The organism is Mesorhizobium sp. P2_B5 (assembly GCF_056404775.1).
The window spans coordinates 210,937-228,831 of sequence record NZ_JBFUDJ010000007.1; the positions used below are offsets into that span (position 1 = coordinate 210,937).

The 17,895-nt window shown below is 62.9% G+C and carries 18 protein-coding genes; 12 read left to right on the forward strand and 6 right to left on the reverse strand.

The genetic code is table 11. The annotated features are described in order from the left end of the window. Positions 1-3: 3 nt before the first annotated feature. The gene (flgF, locus tag AC1D1N_RS22700) at positions 4-729 is read right to left on the reverse strand and encodes a flagellar basal-body rod protein FlgF (protein WP_112559340.1); all 726 of its coding nucleotides are present in this window, start codon (positions 727-729) and stop codon (positions 4-6) included. 7 nt (positions 730-736) lie between these two features. Beyond that, positions 737-2,548, reverse strand: coding sequence for a DUF1217 domain-containing protein (locus AC1D1N_RS22705; protein ID WP_477351156.1), 1,812 nt, complete (start codon positions 2,546-2,548; stop codon positions 737-739). A 143-nt stretch (positions 2,549-2,691) separates the two neighbouring features. Between AC1D1N_RS22705 and motA the strand changes: the two genes are divergently transcribed. The 6 genes from motA (at position 2,692) to AC1D1N_RS22735 (ending at position 7,680) form a co-directional block, all read left to right on the forward strand. Continuing rightward, entirely contained in the window at positions 2,692-3,567 is an 876-nt protein-coding gene (motA, locus tag AC1D1N_RS22710; protein ID WP_112559342.1) for a flagellar motor stator protein MotA, read from the forward strand. A gap of 35 nt (positions 3,568-3,602) precedes the next feature. Then, positions 3,603-4,535, forward strand: a complete 933-nt coding sequence (locus tag AC1D1N_RS22715; RefSeq protein ID WP_436261198.1) for a FliM/FliN family flagellar motor switch protein — start codon at positions 3,603-3,605, stop codon at positions 4,533-4,535. Positions 4,536-4,568: 33 nt separating this feature from the next. Next, positions 4,569-4,958: a flagellar motor switch protein FliN gene (fliN, locus tag AC1D1N_RS22720; protein ID WP_192254410.1), complete on the forward strand. Its 390-nt coding sequence runs from the start codon at positions 4,569-4,571 to the stop codon at positions 4,956-4,958. A gap of 108 nt (positions 4,959-5,066) precedes the next feature. Next, positions 5,067-6,083, forward strand: coding sequence for a flagellar motor switch protein FliG (locus AC1D1N_RS22725; protein ID WP_192254408.1), 1,017 nt, complete (start codon positions 5,067-5,069; stop codon positions 6,081-6,083). 80 nt (positions 6,084-6,163) lie between these two features. Then, positions 6,164-7,246, forward strand: coding sequence for a flagellar biosynthesis protein FlhB (flhB, locus tag AC1D1N_RS22730; RefSeq protein WP_477351158.1), 1,083 nt, complete (start codon positions 6,164-6,166; stop codon positions 7,244-7,246). Then, positions 7,243-7,680, forward strand: coding sequence for a hypothetical protein (locus AC1D1N_RS22735; RefSeq protein ID WP_112559347.1), 438 nt, complete (start codon positions 7,243-7,245; stop codon positions 7,678-7,680). The genes flhB and AC1D1N_RS22735 overlap by 4 nt, the downstream gene beginning before the upstream one ends. Positions 7,681-7,717: 37 nt before the next feature. On the opposite strand, the gene AC1D1N_RS22740 is transcribed toward AC1D1N_RS22735, so the two are convergent. Together AC1D1N_RS22740 and AC1D1N_RS22745 are read right to left on the reverse strand one after the other, a co-directional pair. Further along, complete coding sequence (locus AC1D1N_RS22740; protein WP_436261195.1) at positions 7,718-8,488, reverse strand: helix-turn-helix transcriptional regulator; 771 nt, start codon at positions 8,486-8,488, stop codon at positions 7,718-7,720. After that, a complete protein-coding gene (locus tag AC1D1N_RS22745; protein WP_477351161.1) occupies positions 8,485-9,195 on the reverse strand; it encodes a helix-turn-helix transcriptional regulator in 711 nt (236 codons plus the stop codon). The genes AC1D1N_RS22740 and AC1D1N_RS22745 overlap by 4 nt, the downstream gene beginning before the upstream one ends. Before the next feature lie 511 nt (positions 9,196-9,706). Here AC1D1N_RS22745 and AC1D1N_RS22750 point away from each other — a divergent pair. Next, complete coding sequence (locus tag AC1D1N_RS22750) at positions 9,707-9,838, forward strand: hypothetical protein (protein ID WP_477351163.1); 132 nt, start codon at positions 9,707-9,709, stop codon at positions 9,836-9,838. A gap of 194 nt (positions 9,839-10,032) precedes the next feature. Next, positions 10,033-11,226 carry a TMEM43 family protein gene (locus AC1D1N_RS22755; RefSeq protein ID WP_477351165.1) on the forward strand — a complete coding sequence of 398 codons (1,194 nt, stop codon included), beginning with the start codon at positions 10,033-10,035 and terminating at the stop codon, positions 11,224-11,226. A gap of 44 nt (positions 11,227-11,270) precedes the next feature. Here the strand turns inward: AC1D1N_RS22755 and AC1D1N_RS22760 are convergent, their stop codons facing one another. Next, positions 11,271-12,302, reverse strand: a complete 1,032-nt coding sequence (locus tag AC1D1N_RS22760) for a histone deacetylase family protein (protein ID WP_477351167.1) — start codon at positions 12,300-12,302, stop codon at positions 11,271-11,273. Between the two features lie 21 nt (positions 12,303-12,323). Beyond that, positions 12,324-13,133 carry a TetR/AcrR family transcriptional regulator gene (locus tag AC1D1N_RS22765; RefSeq protein WP_477351169.1) on the reverse strand — a complete coding sequence of 270 codons (810 nt, stop codon included), beginning with the start codon at positions 13,131-13,133 and terminating at the stop codon, positions 12,324-12,326. Positions 13,134-13,228: 95 nt separating this feature from the next. On the opposite strand from AC1D1N_RS22765, the gene AC1D1N_RS22770 reads away from it, so the two are divergent. From AC1D1N_RS22770 to AC1D1N_RS22785, 4 genes are all read left to right on the forward strand, one after another. Next, positions 13,229-14,902, forward strand: a complete 1,674-nt coding sequence (locus AC1D1N_RS22770) for an amidohydrolase (protein WP_477351171.1) — start codon at positions 13,229-13,231, stop codon at positions 14,900-14,902. A 156-nt stretch (positions 14,903-15,058) separates the two neighbouring features. Next, positions 15,059-16,159 carry an ABC transporter ATP-binding protein gene (locus tag AC1D1N_RS22775; RefSeq protein WP_436261187.1) on the forward strand — a complete coding sequence of 367 codons (1,101 nt, stop codon included), beginning with the start codon at positions 15,059-15,061 and terminating at the stop codon, positions 16,157-16,159. A gap of 2 nt (positions 16,160-16,161) precedes the next feature. After that, complete coding sequence (locus tag AC1D1N_RS22780) at positions 16,162-17,082, forward strand: ABC transporter permease (RefSeq protein ID WP_477351173.1); 921 nt, start codon at positions 16,162-16,164, stop codon at positions 17,080-17,082. Further along, positions 17,075-17,875: an ABC transporter permease gene (locus tag AC1D1N_RS22785; RefSeq protein ID WP_112559357.1), complete on the forward strand. Its 801-nt coding sequence runs from the start codon at positions 17,075-17,077 to the stop codon at positions 17,873-17,875. The genes AC1D1N_RS22780 and AC1D1N_RS22785 overlap by 8 nt, the downstream gene beginning before the upstream one ends. Positions 17,876-17,895 lie beyond the last annotated feature (20 nt).

The following is a 17,895-nucleotide window of genomic DNA, read 5'->3' on the forward strand; positions in this document are numbered from 1 at the left end:
GCGCTACGACTTGGAGCCGAGCGTCTTGATGGCGTCGTCGGTCGAGGCATCGGTCTGGCGCATCAATGCTGCCGTGTTCTCGAAGGCGCGCTGGACCATGATCAGGCGCGTCATCTCCAGTACCGGATTGACGTTGGATTCCTCGACAAAGCCTTGCGCGACACCGAGATCGGAGCGGTCGGTGACCGGCTCCGGTGCGCGCGAGGGAACGATGCCCGAATTGCCGTAGCGCACGAAATTCGGGCCGGGATCGAAATTGAACAGGCCGATGGCGCCGACGAGCTTGTCGCCCTGGCGCAGCGAGCCGTCGGCGCCCGCCTTGGGTGGGCCGTCGCGCGGGTCGAGCTGGATCGGCGCACCGCCGGCGTCGAGCACCGGGTGGCCTTCGAGCGACATCAACTCGCCGTTCTCGTTCATCGAAAAACGTCCGTCGCGCGTCATCACGGTGCCGGCCGGGGTGTCGATGCCGAACCAGGCATCGCCCTGGACGGCGAAGTCGAACGGATTGCCGGTCTGCGTCATCGCGCCATGCGCGCCGGACAGATAGGTCTTGCCGGAGGAGGCGAACGACACCGATTTGGGGCCGCTGCCGGAGACGACATCCTCGAACTTCACGCCGGTGGCGCGAAAGCCGATGGTCGAGGCGTTGGCGACATTGTCGGCGATGGTGTCGAGACGGCGCTCGAGCGCGATCTGCGAGGAAAGGGCGACGTAAAGACTGTCCTGCATGGTGCTCTCAGAATTTCAGTTTCTGCATGGCCATCATCAGATCGGTCGAGATGCCGACGGTGGTCGGTTGGGCAAACAGCACTCCGATCGATGTCTGGGCGGTCGAAGTCGGATGGTTGATTTCCCACAGGCTGGTGAAGCGGGTCAGGAATTTGTCGAGCTTGGCCGGGTCGGTGAAGTCGGTGAGGTCGAGTTTTGCCTCGAAGGCCTGCGCCTGCTTGTCGATATCGGCGGTGGCGAAGGAGTCGGGCAGGCCGATCGCGGTGCGTACCACGCTGGCCAGTGCGGTGTCGGCCAGCACGTCGTACCAGTTGGTGATGGTCGGCGCCTTGCGCTCGAAATAAAGCGCCAGCCGCACGCCCTCATTGGTCTTGCCGGCATCTTCTTCCAGCGTCTGGCGCATGTATTTATCGACGACCGGCTGCTGCGACGGGCTGCGGGTCGTTGCGACTTCCCCGTAAGCCTCGAAGTTGAGCGAGGTGGCGAGCCTGGCATAGGCCTTGTTGGAAAGCTTGTTGGCGATGCTGGCGGGATCGCGCACGCCGCCCTCCAGGACGTCGCGGATGAGATCCTTGTTGGTGGTTGCCGGATCGAGCCCGCTGGCCGACAGCGCATAATTGTAGAGGCGGCTGTCGGCCATCAGATCGTCGACCGATTTCACCTTGGTGATGTTGGCGAGGTAGTAGCTGGTCTCGGCCTGGACGGCGTCCGTATTCGGCTTGATGAGGCCAAGACTGGACTCGGTCGTGTAGAGCTTCGGCGTGGTCTTCAGCACCGCGTCGCGCGTGGTCGTCTGATCGCCATACTGGGCAAAATCAAAGGCGCTGACGAAGTTGGCGTAGCTCTTGTCGATCAACAGGTTGGCGGGACTCAACGGATCGGTGACGCCGCCGTTGACCATCGTGCGGATCTGCCTGGCCGTCTGGGTCGAAGCGTCCAGCCCATAGGCAGCCATGGCGAAGGTCAGCAGGCGCTTGTCCTTCAAGAGGTCCTCGATGGACTTCACCTTGGAGATGTTGGCCGCGTAGTAGTCGGCCTCGCCCTTGATGTATTGCGCGGTCGGCTTGACCAGCACCAGCCCGGTTCCGGCCATGACGGCTTTGGGAACCGCCTGCTGGACGGCGTCGCGTGCTGTCGCCTGGTCGCCATACTGGGCGAAGTCGAAGGCGGCGACGAAAGCTGCGTAGCCCTTGTTGGTCGACGTGTTCGCGGGGCTGTTCGGGTCGGTGACGCCGCCTTCCAGCATCGCCCGGACGGTCGCAGGCGCCTCGGCGTCGGCATCGAGGCCGAATGCAGCCATTGCATAGGTGAGCAGGCGATCGTTGCCCATCAAATCGTCGATCGATTTGACGTTGGAGATGTTGGAGAGATAGTACGAGGTCTCGCCCTTGTAGTAGCTGAAGCCGTTCTGAGCGACGCCGGCCGAGACCTGAACGCTATAATTGTTGGTCACGCCCTGCTGCGCCGGATTGTAGCTCGTGGCATTCTCGCCCAGCGCCGCGAAATTGAAGGCCGAGACGAACTCGGCGTAGCGCTTGTCGGTCAGTTTGTTGGCGAAGCTGTCGGGATCGGAGACACCTTCCTTCAGGGCTTTGACCATGAAGGCCTTGGCGTAGGCCATGTCGCCAAGGCCAAAGGCCTTCATGGCATAGGTGAACAGTCGGGTGTTCTTGACGAAATCGTCGATCGATTTCACGCTGCCGATGTTGGCGAGATAGTAGTCGGTGTCGCGCTTGGTGACCGGGTCCGCCTCGATGCGGTCGATCGCCTTGGGAATATCCCTGGCGATGAGCTGGTAGCTGGTAAAAGTGCTCAACACGACATGCCTCCGGTCGCAGCTTCAGAGTCAGAGTATGCGGACTTGCTTGCGCGAGGCTGAATCGGTTCGCCATGCGTGATTCAAGCCTCACACAAGGCACGGGGGCTATCGGTTAGGTCTGACGTGATGCGGAAGGATCTGGCGTGGGCATTCTGATCGGACTTGTGGTGACGCTCGGCTGTGTTCTCGGCGGCTTCATGGCCATGGGCGGCCATCTGCATGTGCTGATGCAGCCCTGGGAAGCGGTGGTCATCTGCGGCGCCGCGCTCGGCACCTTCCTCGTCGCCAACCCGATGAAGACGGTCAAGGACACCGGCAAGGGCATTCTCGAAGCCTTCAAGCAGGCGGTGCCGAAGGAGCGCGACTATCTGGAGACGCTGGGCGTCCTGCACAGCCTGATGCGCGAACTGCGCTCGAAATCCCGCAGCGAGGTCGAGGCGCATATCGACAACCCCGAGGAGTCAGCGATCTTCCAGGCGTTCCCGACCGTGCTCAAGAATCACGACCTGACGCATTTCATCTGCGACTATTGCCGCATCATCATCATCGGCAATGCGCGCTCGCATGAGATCGAGGCGCTGATGGACGAGGAAATCCAGACCATCAAGTCCGACAAGATGAAGGCCTATCACGCGCTGGTGGCGGTGGGCGACGGTCTGCCGGCACTCGGCATCGTCGCCGCCGTGCTCGGCGTGGTCAAGGCGATGGGCGCGCTCGACCAGTCGCCGGAAATCCTCGGCGGCCTGATTGGCGCCGCCCTTGTCGGAACCTTTCTCGGCATCTTCCTGTCCTACGCCGTGGTCGGGCCGGTCGCCACCAAGATCAAGACGGTGCGCGAGAAGAAGAACCGCCTCTACATCATCGTCAAGCAGACGCTGCTCGCCTACATGAACGGCGCCCTGCCGCAGGTGGCGATCGAGTTCGGCCGCAAGACCATCTCGTCCTATGAGCGGCCGACCATCGACGCCGTCGAGCAGAGCACGATGAACACAGCCTCCGCCGAGAAGAAAGCGGCCTGAGCCATGCATGACGACAGACAGGACCGCGCGCCGTCATGACAAGTCCTGGCAGCCCCTCGCAAGCCCGCTCGCTGATCATCGAGCGCCTGGTCGGTGACAGCGGTGAGGCCGCTCATGTCATCGGCACCGGGCGCTCGATGGGTGAGCGCGCGGTGCCGCTGTTGCAGAAGAGCCTGGCCGGCGAGCTCGGCGCTCCGGTGACCGTCGACCTGCGCGCGGTCGAGATCAGCCGTGTTCCCGATGCCCGCACGCATGCCGGCGATGCCTTCGCCATGACCATCATAGCATCGCCGACATCCTCGGATGCGATGACCCTGGTGGCTGATGCGCCGGCCATCGCGGTGATGGTCTGCGCGCTGTTTGGCGGTGATCCGGATCAGCCGGTTTCGCCGATCGAGCGCGCTCTGTCGCAGATCGAAACCGATGTGGCGACCACAGTGTTCCAGGAGGTTGCGCAGGCGCTGAACGGTTCCGGGCGGCGTTCGCTCGAACTGCGGCTGCCGGTGCCGCGGGCGCTTTCGGGCAGCGAAGCCAAGCGCCGTGTGCTGCGCGATGGCGCGGCGGTGCGCATCGTCTTCGGCATCTCGACGCCGACCGACAGCGGTACGGTCACGGTGATGATCCCGCAGCGCATCCTGCTGGCGACCCGCGGCATCGCCGATGTCCATGACAGCGAAGGCACGACCTCCGACTGGCGGGCACGCTTTTCGGAAGAGGTGATGCGCTCGACGGTGACACTCGAAGCGACCATGCCGTTGGCACGCCTGACGCTCGGCGACCTCGCCGGCTTCGAGCCGGGCCAGGTCATCGAATTCGAGGAAACGGCGCAGTCGCACGCAAAGCTGAGCGCGCGCGACAAGACGCTGTTTGTCTGCGAGTTCGGCAAACTCGGGCAGAATTACACCGTCCGGATCAGGCATCCTTACGATGCCGGTCAGGATTTTATCGATGGGCTCATGCCGGGCTGACGCCGGGCAAACCCAAGCATTTGGAGACGACGTATGGCCAAGACCAAGGTGGAAGCCAATATCGACCAGCCGGACGAACAGCTCGACCGCGCCATCGAGGAATTGCGCGGCGTCCTCCAGGAGGAGGAAAAGCGCCCCGACGCCGCCTTGCGGGCCGCGATGTCCGGCAGCAATTCGAACATCATCATGAGCATCCCGGTCGATGTCCAGATCATCCTCGGCAGCACGGAAATGCCGGTATCGGACCTGATGGCGCTGCAGAAGGGCTCGACGGTGGCACTGAACCGGCGCATCGGCGAACCCGTCGACGTGGTGGTCAACGGCCGCAAGATCGCGCGTGGCGAGATCACCGTGCTGGAAAGCGATCCGTCGCGCTTCGGCATCAGGCTGACCGAAATCATCGCTGCCAGCAAGAGCGCATAGAGTATTTGTTTTTACGCAATTCCGGACGGAAAACCGCACACACTTTTCCTGGAATTGCTTCAAAGGGATAGACGATATGCGGTCTCAGCAGCGATCGGAGCTTATGCCATGACGACGCCGGTCACGCTCACGCGCCCGCAAAAGGCCGCTGCCATCCTGGTGGCAATGGGCAAGCCGTCGGCCAGCCGGCTTTTGAAGTTCTTCAAGCAGGAAGAGCTGAAGGCGCTGATCGAAGGGGCGCGTCTGTTGCGCACCATTCCGCAGAGCGATCTCGAACGCATCGTCGCCGAATTCGAGGCCGAATTCACCGAGGGCGCCGGCCTGCTCGATTCCGCCGACCGGATGGACACCATCCTCAATGAATCGCTGTCGCCCGAAGAGATGAGCGCCATCATGGGCGACAAGCGCTTCGAGGTCGCGCCGGAAGGACCGCCGCCGATCTGGCCGGAGCTGGAAAAGCTCGAACCGACGCGGCTCGGCACATTCCTTGCCGCCGAACATCCGCAGACGGCGGCGATGGTGCTGTCGAAGCTTGCGCCGCAGGCTGCCGCCAACATCCTGCTGACCATGGAAAAGCCGATGCGCAGCGAGATCATCAAGCGCATGGTGACGATGGCGACCATTCCCGACGCGGCCACCAGGATCATCGAGAACCAGCTGCGCGCCAGCGTGCTGGCGCAGACCGCGACCAAGGACATCTCGGCGGGACAGGCGCGCGTTGCCAGTGTGCTCAACGAAATGGACAAGCCGCAGCTGGAAGAGGTCATGCAGGATCTGGAAGAGGCCGGCACGCCGGACCTCGGCGGCGTCCGCTCCAGGCTGTTTGCCTTCGACGATCTGCCGCTGCTGACGCAGAAGGCGAGAGTGCTTCTGTTCGACGGGCTGTCGACCGAACTGATCACGCTGGCGCTGCGCGGCGCGCCGCCCGCATTGACGGAGTCGGTGCTGTCGGCAATCGGCGCCCGGTCGCGGCGCATGATCGAGTCGGAACTCGGACAGGGCTCGGAAGGCATCCAGCTTGCCGACATCATGGCGGCGCGCAAGAACATTGCAGTGGCGACAATCCGGCTTTCGCGCGAGGGGGCTTTCGAACTGCCCTCATCGCAGCAGAGCGAAGCGGCTTAACGCTCTATCTCTTTTTTCACGCAATTCCGGACGGAAACCGCTCACACTTTCCTGGAATTGCTCAAGGCGGCTGACACCAAATGGCTGAAGCGGCGGACAAAGACTCCAAAACCGAAGACGCGACAGAAAAGAAAATCCGCGACACCATCGAACAGGGCAAGCTGCCCCATTCACGGGAAGCGGCCCTTCTTGCGTCCTTCGTCGCCATATTGGTGTTCACCGTCTTCTACGCCAAGGACGCGGTCGTCGATCTCGGCATGTTCCTGTCCATGTTCCTGGAAAAGCCCGAGGCGTGGCCGATGGACACCGAAACCGACGTCATCGCGCTCTACAAGACCGTGATGATGGAGATCGGCCGTGCCGTTGTCAGCCTGCTGGTACTGCTGGTGGTGGCCGGCATCGGCGCCTCGGTGCTGCAGAACATGCCGCAATTCGTCGGCGAGCGGATCCGGCCGCAGCTATCACGCATCTCGATAGCCAAGGGCTGGACCAGGACGTTCGGTATTCATGGCTGGGTCGAATTTTCGAAATCGCTGGGCAAGCTCGGCTTCGCCAGTATCGTGCTCTACTTCACGCTATCGCAGGACTACCGCCAGCTCCTGGCCGGCATGATCACCAACCCGGTCGCTTTCGGCCTCGTCATCAAAAGCATCACCGTCGACATATTGGTGGCGATCGTCTTCGTCATGGGGCTGATCGCGGCTGTCGACGTGGTCTGGTCGCGCTTCCACTGGAAGCAGGATCTGCGCATGACCAAGCAGGAGGTCAAGGACGAGTTCAAGCAGTCCGAGGGCGACCCGATCATCAAGTCGCGGCTGCGCTCGCTGGCGCGCGACCGGGCGCGCAAGCGGATGATGACGGCGGTGCCGCGCGCGACGCTGATCATCGCCAATCCGACGCACTTTTCGATCGCGCTCAGATATGTCCGCGAAGAAGATTCGGCGCCCGTGGTGCTGGCCAAGGGCCAGGACTTGGTGGCGCTCAAGATTCGCGAGATCGCCAAGGAGCACAACATCCCGATCTTCGAGGACGTGGCGCTCGCCCGCTCCATGTACAAGCAAGTTTCGGTTGATAGCGTGATCCCGTCGCAATTCTACCAGGCCGTCGCCGAACTGGTGCGGATCGTCTACTCGAAAAAGGCTGAGCGGAGACAAATTTCATGAACCGCCAACCGCACGCGAAATCCCGCGAACTCATCGTCGCCAAGGCTATCGAGCAGGTGGTGGACGAGTTGCGCCTGATCGATGTCGCCGACTACATCGCCTTCATCCGGCTCGAGCATTTCGCTTGCCTGTCGGATCTCGTGGATTCGGCGGTGGAGCTTTATTTCCTGCCCGGTACGCTGCGGCTCGGCCATGGCGGTGAGGCGCATGTCGACTGGAGCGGCAGCCCGCGCATCGTGCTCGATCTCGAGCTCAGGCCGCCGGGCGTGACCGTCTATTTCCAGCTGACGCTGAGCGAAGAGAGGTCTTCGGTCGCCGTCAACTATGTGTCGTTCGAGAAGCCCGGCGAAGACCCCGAGCACAACACCGCCTTGCTGGAAACGGTGATCGAAGAGGCGCGCATCCGGAGAACCGAGCCGCTCGCTTATCGCTGATCTTTTGTCTTACCCCAACTGCCAGACGCGGCGTTGATCACTCGATCAGCCCCAGCCGTAGCGCCTTGGCCACCGCCTGGTTGCGGTTGACCGCGTTGAGCTTCTGCGTCGACTGGGTGAGATACTGGTTGGCGGTGTGGACCGACAGCTTCAACAGCCTGGCGATCTCCTCGCTGGTGTTGCCGTTGGCGGTCAGCTTCAGGCACTCCAGCTCGCGCTTGGAGATCGAGCGCATCCGGCTGGCATCGCTCGGACGAATGCGGGCGACGGCGGCGAACAGCGAGAAACAGCGGGCGTGGATTTCGTAGAGCATGTCCTCCGGCAGAGCGATCGTCGAGCCGAGGAACACCACCAGCCCGCAATGGCCGCGATCGGCATGGACGGGAAAGGCAATGCCGTTGGTGCCCGGCGCCAGGGGGGCTGCGCGCTCTGCCCAGGCGAGGTTCTGGAAGACAGTGTCCGAGCCGGCGATGCCGTCATCGGCCCACCAGCGCGGCGCCGTGGAGGTGCCGCTGTGGCGCACCATCTCCTCGCCATTGGCGCCGGCGATGAACTTGGTCGCGACAGCGGTGGCCGGATAGTCGGAATCGAAGCTCGGCACCAGACGCGCCCGCTCCGGCGAAGGGCTGACGAAGTAGAGGCCGAAGGCCGACGCGTTGATGTCGACGGCGATCCAGCGGCAGCGGCGCACCGCGTCGGGGATGGTGACGGCATGATGCGTTTCGGAACCGATGGAGAAGGCGCCGAACGGATTGCGCTGCTCGTTGAAAAGGGCTTCTGCCGCCGCCTTGATGTCAGCGTGTTTCAAATGATGCCGCTCCTGATCGCCGTGGCGATGGCCATCGCGCGGTTCGAGGCCGCGAATTTCTGGATGGCATGAGTGATGTAGCTGTTGACGGTGTTGGACGAGACGCCAAGGATGACCGCGACCTCGTCGGTGGTCTTGCCTTCCGACACCCAGAACAGGCATTCGCGCTCGCGGTCGGACAGCGGATCCTGCATGGCGGCGGCGGCGACCAATTGCGGAATGGTGGACAGCGCATAGCAGCACTTCAGCTGCGCCTTCATCAGCGCCGGCTGGTCGATTTTGCCGGCCTCGGCCGCCGAGAACAAGGCAAACAGCCGCTGGCGGCCGACATTGAGCCGCAGCGAATAGACTTCCGCATGGCCAAGCACGTCTAGCAGGCGTGCTTCCTCGCCGGTGAGCACCCCGCCGGCTTTGGGCGCTTCGGCAGCCAGCAGCGGCTTCGGGCGGATGCCCGGTGCTACGGTCAGCGGCCCCTGGGCGAGGCCGGCGATCAGCCGCTTGCCGATCAGTTCGATGGCGTCGAAGATCCAGTTGGAAGACACGATGCGGGCGTCGTTGCGGTCCTGGTCGTGGACGATGGCGACGAGCATGTAGCTGTCGGCGCCGATCTCGGCGGCAAGCTGCATGAAAAAGGAGGTGAGATCGCCGCGGGACGCGAGGCGCGAACCTAATGTGTCGGATTGCAGAAGCGCGGCGGAACTGCTCATTGGATGCTTTGGTTGTAGGTCATGGCCGGAATCTTTTCTTGAGCCCGGATGCTGGGGTCACCAGCGGCCGAACTTGAAGACGCATCACGTTTACGAAGCACGCACACGGCGCGGGGTCGCGCAGATCACCGAATCCATTCAGGGAACGCGAAGCCGTCCGCGTCTGGTGCCGGCCGATGCCGGTACTTGAGACTTTGGGTGGTCGCCGCGCCCCCCAAGGACCGGCTGATTCGGGTCTAATCTACCCGCAGATGAATCCGACATCAAACGCGATTTGACAAAAACGTTTTTTTTGGACTCGGGCGACTCAGGGCCGGCTTCCGTGGGCTTTTCCTGCCTCGAACGACCCGAAACGCCGACACGAAAAAGCCGGAGGGTGTTGCGACACTGCCGTATCGAGGACCGATCGATTCCGATAGGTTCTCGGCGACCGGCAGGGGTGGGCATCCCTTCGGTCGTTAAAGGCGATTTGGCGGCACTTGCTTCGCGGCCATCAGCATCGGGGGTAATGATGAAGCAGGTTTTCCTGGCGTTCACGCTGGTGCTTGCGGTTTTTGCCAGGGTGGTCGGTCCCGCCAAGGCTGAGTCGATCGTCACCTATGTGCTCGACAACGGAGGACCAGACCGCAATGCGAGCGCTTGATCTTCTCGGCAACAAGAGGCAAGCGCCGCTGTCGGCTTCACCGTGGCGGGTGGGCGATGGCGGCACGACGCGAGCGGTGCACGCCTGCGCCGGTGACAGGGATTGCGGCGCGCAGATCCACGCAGACTAATCAGTTCGACGCGCGGCCGCCGGCCGCGTTGAAACCTTGAGGTAACTTTGTTTCGGGGGAAACGATGGGCGATTCATTTCGGGAAGTCACATCCGTCTCGTGGTTCGGGCGGATCAAGCGTGCGGTCGGCGGGGTCATCTTCGGCCTCATCCTGATCGTGCTGATGGTGATCGGGCTGTTCTGGAACGAGGGCCGCGCCGTGCAGACGGCGCGCTCGCTGGCCGAAGGGTCGGGCGCGGTGGTTTCGGTCGGCGCCGACAGCGTCGACGCCGCCAATGACGGCAAGCTGGTGCATGTCAGCGGACCGGTGACGACCGACAGCGGTCTTGCTGATCCGGATTTCGGCATCGCGGCGCAAGGGCTGCGGCTGTCGCGCAGCGTCGAGATGTATCAGTGGAAGGAAGAGTCCAAGTCGGAGACGACGAAGAAGCTCGGCGGCGGCGAAGAGACGGTGACGACCTACAGCTACTCGAAGGTTTGGGACGACAGCCAGATCGACTCGTCGGATTTCAAGAAACCGGACGGCCATCAGAATCCGTCAATGGCGATCCACAGCCGCACTTTCCAGATCCCGCAGGGCAAGCTTGTCGCCTTCGATCTGGATACGCCGGTGCTCGATCGCATCGAGGGCGACAAGGACTATTCGCTGTCGGCCGATCAGTCGGCGGCGATAAAGGCCGCCTATACGGGCACGAAACCGCTCAGCATCGTCGATGGCAAGATCTATCTCGGCAATGACAACACGACGCCCGCTTTGGGTGACTATCGCATCGGCTACGAGCTGGCGCCGCTTGGCGTCGTCAGCATCGTCGCGCGCCAGGCCGGCAGCCGTTTCGAACCCTACCAGACGCAAGCGGGCGATGCGCTGCTGATGGTCGATACCGGCAACGTGCCGGCCGAAAAGATGTTCGCCGACGCTGTCAGCGCCAACACGCTCATCACCTGGCTGCTGCGCGGCGCCGGCCTGCTGTTGCTGACCATCGGCTTTGCGCTGTTCCTCAGTCCGATCGGCGTGATCCTCGACGTCATTCCCTTCCTCGGCAGCATGGCGCGGATGGGCACCGGCATCATCGCCTTCGTCCTGGCGATCCTGGTCGGCACGACGACGATCGCGATTGCCTGGTTCTGGTACCGGCCGCTGCTGGCGATCGGGATCCTGGCGGCAGGCGTGATCGCGGCGGTGGTTGTCTACAGGATCGGCCGGTCGCGAAAGCCGGCGGTTCCCGTGGCCGCGCCGACCGCCGGCGCAGCCGTCTAGGTGGAACTTGGAACTCGGGGGCGGCCGGCGCCGCCCCGTAAGCCCTACTTGTCCTCGAAGCCGGTCAGCACGCCGACGGCGTTGATGCCGATCTCCTCGACGGCGTAACCGCCTTCCATGACGAACAGGGTCGGCAAGCCGAGCTTGGCGATGCGGCGGCCGATCTTCGGAAAGTCGGGGCTTTTCAGCTTGAACTGGCTGATCGGGTCCTTCTCGAACGTGTCGACGCCGAGCGAGACGATGACGATATCGGGCGCGTAAGCGGCGAGCCTGGCGCAGGCGTCTTCGAACGAGGCGTTCCAGCTATCCCAGTCGGTGCCAAAGGGCATGGGATAATTGACGTTGAAACCTTCGCCGGCACCGGCGCCGCGTTCATCGGCATGGCCGAGGAAGAAGGGATACTCGACCATCGGATCGCCGTGCAGATTGAGAACCTGGATGTCGGCGCGCTCGTAGAAAATTTCCTGCGTGCCATTGCCGTGGTGATAGTCGACGTCGAGGATCGACACGCGCTTGGCGCCCTGGTCGCGGAACCACTGGGCGGCGACGGCGGCGTTGTTGATGAAGCAGTAGCCGCCCATGAAGGCAGCGCCGGCGTGATGGCCGGGCGGACGGCAGAGCGCGAAGGCCGACCGCTCGCCGCCCTTGACCAAAGCGGCTGCTGTCAGCGCCACGTCATAGGACGATTTGATCGCGGTCCATGTGCCTTCGACGAAGGTGGCACCGGCGTCGAAGGAATAGTAGCCGAGCAGCGCATCGACGCGCTTTGGCGGCACGTCGCCGCGCAGGCCGCGCGTAGGCCAGGTGAAGGGCATGGCCGTGCCCTCGAAGCCGGCAGCCTTCCATTCCGGCCAGACGGTGGGCAGGAAGTCGATGTAGTCGGCTTTGTGGATGCGTTTGGCGGCATTGAGATCATGCTCGACCGGTCCGATGATCGGCCCCAGCTTCTCGCTCTCGACCCGCGCCTTGATGAACTCGGCCCGCGACGGCTTTTCGAAGCCGGGCACGATGGCTGATGTGACCAGTTCCATCTGGCCAGCATGGCCAGCATGAAGCGGCGAATAGACAGTCTTCATAAAATTCCTCTCGAAGTGAAATCAGTCAAGGTTGAGATAAGGGGTCACCAGAGCGAGCCACATTCTTTCCACATCGTCCTCGATCAGGTCGTATGTCTTGCGGTCTCGTTTCAGCCCCACAAGCCGGCAGGCGTGCCCGACATCCATCATCAGCACGCCGAGCCGGCTGGCGATCTTGTCTTCAAGGGCCGGGTTCACATGCTGCAGCCACGCGGCGTAGAGCGCGATAATCTGCTCGTCATATTCGTCCTGGATCGGCCTGAGGTCGGCATTGCCGGAGATGGCCTCGATCACCGGCATCAGGTTGGCGTTTTCGAGATATATCCTGGAGGTATCGATGAAGAGCTTGCGCACTTCCTGGCGAAACTCGTCGCGGTTGGTGGGCGGCGCGACCTTGATGCGCCTGGCGATCACCTCGGGAAAGGATGACAGCCAGCGCCGGGCGAGGTCGAGAAGAATGGCCTCCTTGTTGGGAAAGTACTGATAGAGCGACCCGACCGACAGGCCCGCGCGCCGCGCAATGGCGAGCGTCGTGGGGGTCTTGGTTCCTTGCTCCCGCGTCAAGATCAAAGCCGCGTCGAGAATCCGGTCGACCACCTTGCTCGACCGCTCTTGCCGCGGCTGCTTGCGCGGTTCGAGCGCCATCCTGGTTTCGCGGCTGAGATTGCGCTTCACGTCCCGATGCCCTCGTTCCCCCGTCCCAAGCGCCGGATGCTGTCCACAATACATTCGAAATTCGGCACGTTGACAAACGCGAATAATTAGTCGCATTCTTTTATCCACGCTGTTTTCAGAGATCACAAGGGGAATTTCAAAACAGCGCGCTGACATCAGGTTTCGTCCGATAGCGCCGCTCCAGCGGAGTGGCCGGTTGTCGGACAAGAGGGTTGTCGGTCTCAGTCAGTCGTCAAAAGCGCGGAGTCGCGATGTCTGTCACGGGTGCGGGTGCTGATCTGATCGTCATCAATGGTCGCGTGCGGACCATGGACGATGATAATCCCGCCGCCGAGGCCATTGCCGTCAAGGACGGCGCCATCGTCGCCATTGGCAGCCGCGCCGCCATCGAAGAGCTCAAGGGACCAGCCACAAAGACCATCGACGCCAAGGGCGGCTCGGTGATCCCGGGCTTCATCGAAGCCCACATGCATCTGTTCTCGGGCGGGGCCGAGCTCGCACATCTTCAGCTTGGCGGTGTCCACGGCTTCGAGGCGCTGCAAAAGGCGATCCGCGATTATGCATCGACACGGCCCGAGGCGAAAATGCTTGTGGGACAGGGCGTCGACTACACCGTGCTCGGCGCCGAACGGGTGACGCGCCACCATCTCGACGCCATCCTGCTGGACAGTCCCTTCTGCATGGCGGCGCCCGACCACCACACAATGTGGGCCAACTCCAAAGCGTTGGAGATGGCCGGCATTTTGCAGGGACGCACGCTCGGTCCGGGCAACGAGATCGTCATGGGCGAGGACGGCCTGGCCGCCGGCGAATTGCGCGAAGGCGAGGCCTTCGGTCCCGTGCTCGACCTTGCCGGCGAAAGCCGGGTGCGGCTGGGGCTGTCGACCGGTGGCGAGCCCGACCCGATGCCGTCGGCCGCCGAGCGGGCCGCCGACCGCGACATCATGCGGCGCGGGCTTGCCTGGTGCGCGCGCCACGGCATCACCTCGATCCAGAACATGGACGGCAATCTCTACCAGCTCGAACTGCTTTCCGAGATCGAGGCCGAGGAAGGCTTGCCCTGCCGCGTCAAGATTCCGTTCCACTACAAGAATTTCATGACGCTCGACATGCTGGAGAAGGCGTCCGCGATGGCCGAGCGCTACGACAGCGAGTGGCTGTCATCGGGCATGGTCAAGGTGTTTTACGACGGCGTGCTCGATTCCTGGACGGCGGTTATGGTCGAGCCCTATGCCGACCGTCCCGACTGGGTCGGCGAGCCGCTGTTTACGCCGCAGCAATTCATCGATCTCGCCGTGGCCATCGACAAACGCGGGCTGCAGATCGCCGTGCACTCGATCGGTGATGGCGCCGTGCGCGCTGTCCTCAACGGCTATGAGGCGGCGCAGAAGGCCAATGGCAGGCGCGACAGCCGGCACAGGGTCGAGCATATCGAGGTCACCACCGCCGCCGACGTGCCGCGTTTCGCCGAACTCGGCGTCATCGCGTCCATGCAGCCGTCGCATCCGCCGGGGGCCATGGATTTTCCGCTCGAGCCGACCGTGTCGCGCATCGGGCGGGACCGCTGGCCGCTGAGCTATGCCTGGCGCACCTTGAAGGAAGCCGGCGCCCATGTCGTGTTCGCCTCGGACTGGCCGGTGGCGGCGATCGACCCGATCCTGAGCATTCAGGCGGCATTGATGCGCAAACCATGGGCAGAAGGCGATCCGGACCAGAGTTTTTCGCTGCGGGAGGCGCTCGCCGCCTACACGGTCGAAGGCGCCTATGCCGAATTCGCCGAGCAGCGCAAAGGCGTGCTGAAACCGGGCTATATGGCGGATCTGGTGGTTTTGTCGGCCGATATCGAGAAGACGACGCCGGCCGAATTACACAAGGTGCGGCCGGTGACAACGGTCTGCGGCGGCAAGGTCACCTACCAGGCCTGACAATGGCATGCGGCTTGCAACGCTTGCGGCTTGCAAGACGAATTGACGGACTGAACTGTGATTCAATGCCGGACTTGCCAACCTACCGGCCGTGTGGTCACATCGAACAGGGGAAAAACTCCGCCAACAAGAGCGGGGTCAACAGTGAGGCGTATCGTGCCGGACAAACCGGATCGGAATGCAATTGAAGTCGTAAACGTCAGCAAAATTTTCGGATCAGGTGAGGGCCAAGTCGCGGCCCTTGACACGGTCTCGGTATCCATCCGCGAGAACGAGTTCTTCACCCTGCTGGGACCATCCGGCTGTGGCAAGACCACGTTGCTGCGCTTGATTGCCGGCTTCGACTTTCCGACCGCCGGCGAAATCCTGCTTTACGGTGAGGACATTGCGCCGCTGCCGCCGTTCAAGCGGCCGGTCAACACCGTCTTCCAGTCCTACGCGTTGTTCCCGCACATGACCGTCGCCGACAATATCGGCTTTGGCCTGGAAATGCTGGGCAAGCCGAAGGCCGAGATCAAGGCGCGCGTCGCCGAGATGCTCAAGCTGGTCAAGATGGAGGCGCTGGCGGGTCGCCGCACGAGCCAGATCTCCGGCGGCCAGCAGCAGCGCGTGGCACTCGCCCGGGCGCTGGCGCCACAGCCCAAGGTGCTGTTGCTCGACGAGCCACTGTCGGCGCTCGACTACAAGCTGCGCAAGGAGATGCAGATCGAGTTGAAGCGGCTGCAGCACGAGACCGGCATCACCTTCATCTTCGTCACCCATGACCAGGAAGAAGCGCTGACCATGTCGGACCGCATCGCGGTGATGTCGTCGGGCAAGATCCTGCAGGTCGGGTCGCCGCGCGACATCTACGACCGGCCGGCCGAGCGCTTCGTCGCCGACTTCATCGGCGAATCGAACTTCCTCAAGGCGGATGTGGTGGGCGTGTCCGGTGGTCGTGCGACGGTGAAGCTGTCGTCGGGAACGGAAATCCCGGCCTCGCTGCCGGACGGTTTCAGCCCCAGCGGCAAGGTCACCATCGTCGTGCGTCCCGAACATGCGCAGCTGGGCGCGGCGAGCCTGAGCGCTTCGCTGTCAGGCACCGTCGAGAACATCGTCTATCTCGGCACCGACACGCACTTCCATCTGCGCCTTGCCGGTGGCGAACCGTTCATCGTGCGGCGCCAGAACAGCCGCGGCGCCGGCGACGGCATCGTGCAAGGCGGCCAGATCGGCATCATGATCGGCAGCGACGCCGCGCAAGTGCTGAAGGACTGATCATGGCGACCGCGGAAGAAGTCGCCAAGGCAGCGGAGCGGCGTGACGTGCGCGACCGCTGGCTGCTGTCAGCGCCGGCATTGCTGGTGATTTTCCTCGCCGCGACCGGCCCGTTGCTGATCGTGCTGATCTACTCGTTCCTGACGCCCGGCCCCTATGGCGACGTGAAGTGGCAGTTTTCGCCCGATGCCTGGCTGTCGGTGTTCATGGAACGCGACATTTTCGACGATACGCTTTCGGTTGCGGCGGCGCATGTCACCATTTTCTGGCGCTCGATCAAGCTCGCGGTGGTGACGACCATCGCCACTTTGGCGCTCGGGTTTCCCACCGCCTATTTCATGGCGACGCGCAGCGAAAAGACCAGGGATCTCTGGCTGTTCCTGATCACCATTCCGTTCTGGACAAACCTTCTGATCCGCACCTTTGCCGTGCTGCAGATCATCCGCAACGAGGGCATCATCAACACCATCCTCATCAAGCTCGGCATCGTCTCGGCGCCGGTGCAGATCCTCTACACCGACACGGCGATCCTGATCGGCATGGCCTATGTCTACCTGCCGCTGATGGTGCTGCCGATCTATGCCAGCATGGAGAAGCTCGATTTCCGGCTGGTCGAGGCGGGCTACGATCTCTACGCGACACGCTTCAAGGTGCTGCGCAAGATCATCTTTCCGCTGGTCAAGCCAGGCGTCATCGCCGGCTCCATCCTGGTCTTCATCCCGGCCCTCGGCGCCTATGTGACGCCCAGCGTGCTTGGCGGCGGCAAGAACATGATGCTGTCCAACCTGATCGAATTGCAGTTCGGGCAGGGCCGCAACTGGCCGCTCGGCTCGGCGCTGTCGATCACGGTGATGATCATCGTCATGGTGGCGCTGCTTGCCTATGTGCGCAACGCCGGCAAGTCGGGGGTGCGGCATGGCTAGCAACTTTTCGATCAAGCACCAGCCGGGCTTCACGGCGATCGCCGCGACCTGTTTCGTCGTGCTCTATCTGCCGATCATCGTGCTGGTCGCCTACGCCTTCAATGCGGCGAACTCGACGTCCGAATGGGGCGGCTTTTCGATGCGATGGTTCCAGTCGGCGTGGCAGAATGTGCAGGTCATCGACGCGACCCTGCGCTCGTTTCAGATCGGCGCCGTCGCGGCTGTGCTGTCGACGATCTTTGCCACCATGGCCGCGCTCGCCACCACGCGCACGGCGCCCTATCCGGGCCTTACCTTCAAATATGCGGCGATCAACCAGCCGCTGATGGTGCCCGAGATCGTCACCGGCGTGGCGCTGCTGATCTTCTTCTCGCGCATAAAAATCTTCACCGGCTATTCTGGCCTCGGTTACCTGATTGCGGCGCACACGGCGTTCTGCATTCCGTTCGCCTACCTGCCGATCCGGGCGCGGCTGGAGAACATGGACCTGACGCTGGAGCGCGCCGCGGCCGATCTCTATGCGACGCCATGGAAGACCTTCCGCCGCATCACGCTGCCGCTTTTGTGGCCCGGCATCCTGGCCGGATTGATGCTGGCCTTCGTCATCTCGCTCGATGACGTCGTCATCACCGAGTTCGTCAAATCGGGCGGTCAGGACACGCTGCCCACCTATATGCTCGGCCAGATCCGCCGCGGCATCACGCCTGAGATCAACGCGATATCGACCGCCTTCCTGCTGCTTTCGGTCGCGATCGTCACGTTGTTTTTCTTCGTCAGCAGGAAACGAGACTGAACCGACAATAATGGGAGTTA

Excerpts from the sequence above, each read along its gene's own strand:
- flhB (WP_477351158.1), top strand. The coding sequence starts at position 6,164 with ATGGCTGAAGCGGCGGACAAAGACTCCAAAACCGAAGACGCGACAGAA.
- AC1D1N_RS22780 (WP_477351173.1), top strand. The coding sequence starts at position 16,162 with ATGGCGACCGCGGAAGAAGTCGCCAAGGCAGCGGAGCGGCGTGACGTG.
- AC1D1N_RS22750 (WP_477351163.1), top strand. The coding sequence starts at position 9,707 with ATGAAGCAGGTTTTCCTGGCGTTCACGCTGGTGCTTGCGGTTTTTGCC.
- AC1D1N_RS22745 (WP_477351161.1), bottom strand. The coding sequence starts at position 9,195 with ATGAGCAGTTCCGCCGCGCTTCTGCAATCCGACACATTAGGTTCGCGC.
- AC1D1N_RS22725 (WP_192254408.1), top strand. The coding sequence starts at position 5,067 with ATGACGACGCCGGTCACGCTCACGCGCCCGCAAAAGGCCGCTGCCATC.
- AC1D1N_RS22760 (WP_477351167.1), bottom strand. The coding sequence starts at position 12,302 with ATGAAGACTGTCTATTCGCCGCTTCATGCTGGCCATGCTGGCCAGATG.
- AC1D1N_RS22785 (WP_112559357.1), top strand. The coding sequence starts at position 17,075 with ATGGCTAGCAACTTTTCGATCAAGCACCAGCCGGGCTTCACGGCGATC.
- AC1D1N_RS22770 (WP_477351171.1), top strand. The coding sequence starts at position 13,229 with ATGTCTGTCACGGGTGCGGGTGCTGATCTGATCGTCATCAATGGTCGC.
- AC1D1N_RS22755 (WP_477351165.1), top strand. The coding sequence starts at position 10,033 with ATGGGCGATTCATTTCGGGAAGTCACATCCGTCTCGTGGTTCGGGCGG.
- flgF (WP_112559340.1), bottom strand. The coding sequence starts at position 729 with ATGCAGGACAGTCTTTACGTCGCCCTTTCCTCGCAGATCGCGCTCGAG.
- AC1D1N_RS22715 (WP_436261198.1), top strand. The coding sequence starts at position 3,603 with ATGACAAGTCCTGGCAGCCCCTCGCAAGCCCGCTCGCTGATCATCGAG.
- fliN (WP_192254410.1), top strand. The coding sequence starts at position 4,569 with ATGGCCAAGACCAAGGTGGAAGCCAATATCGACCAGCCGGACGAACAG.
- AC1D1N_RS22765 (WP_477351169.1), bottom strand. The coding sequence starts at position 13,133 with ATGTCAGCGCGCTGTTTTGAAATTCCCCTTGTGATCTCTGAAAACAGC.
- AC1D1N_RS22735 (WP_112559347.1), top strand. The coding sequence starts at position 7,243 with ATGAACCGCCAACCGCACGCGAAATCCCGCGAACTCATCGTCGCCAAG.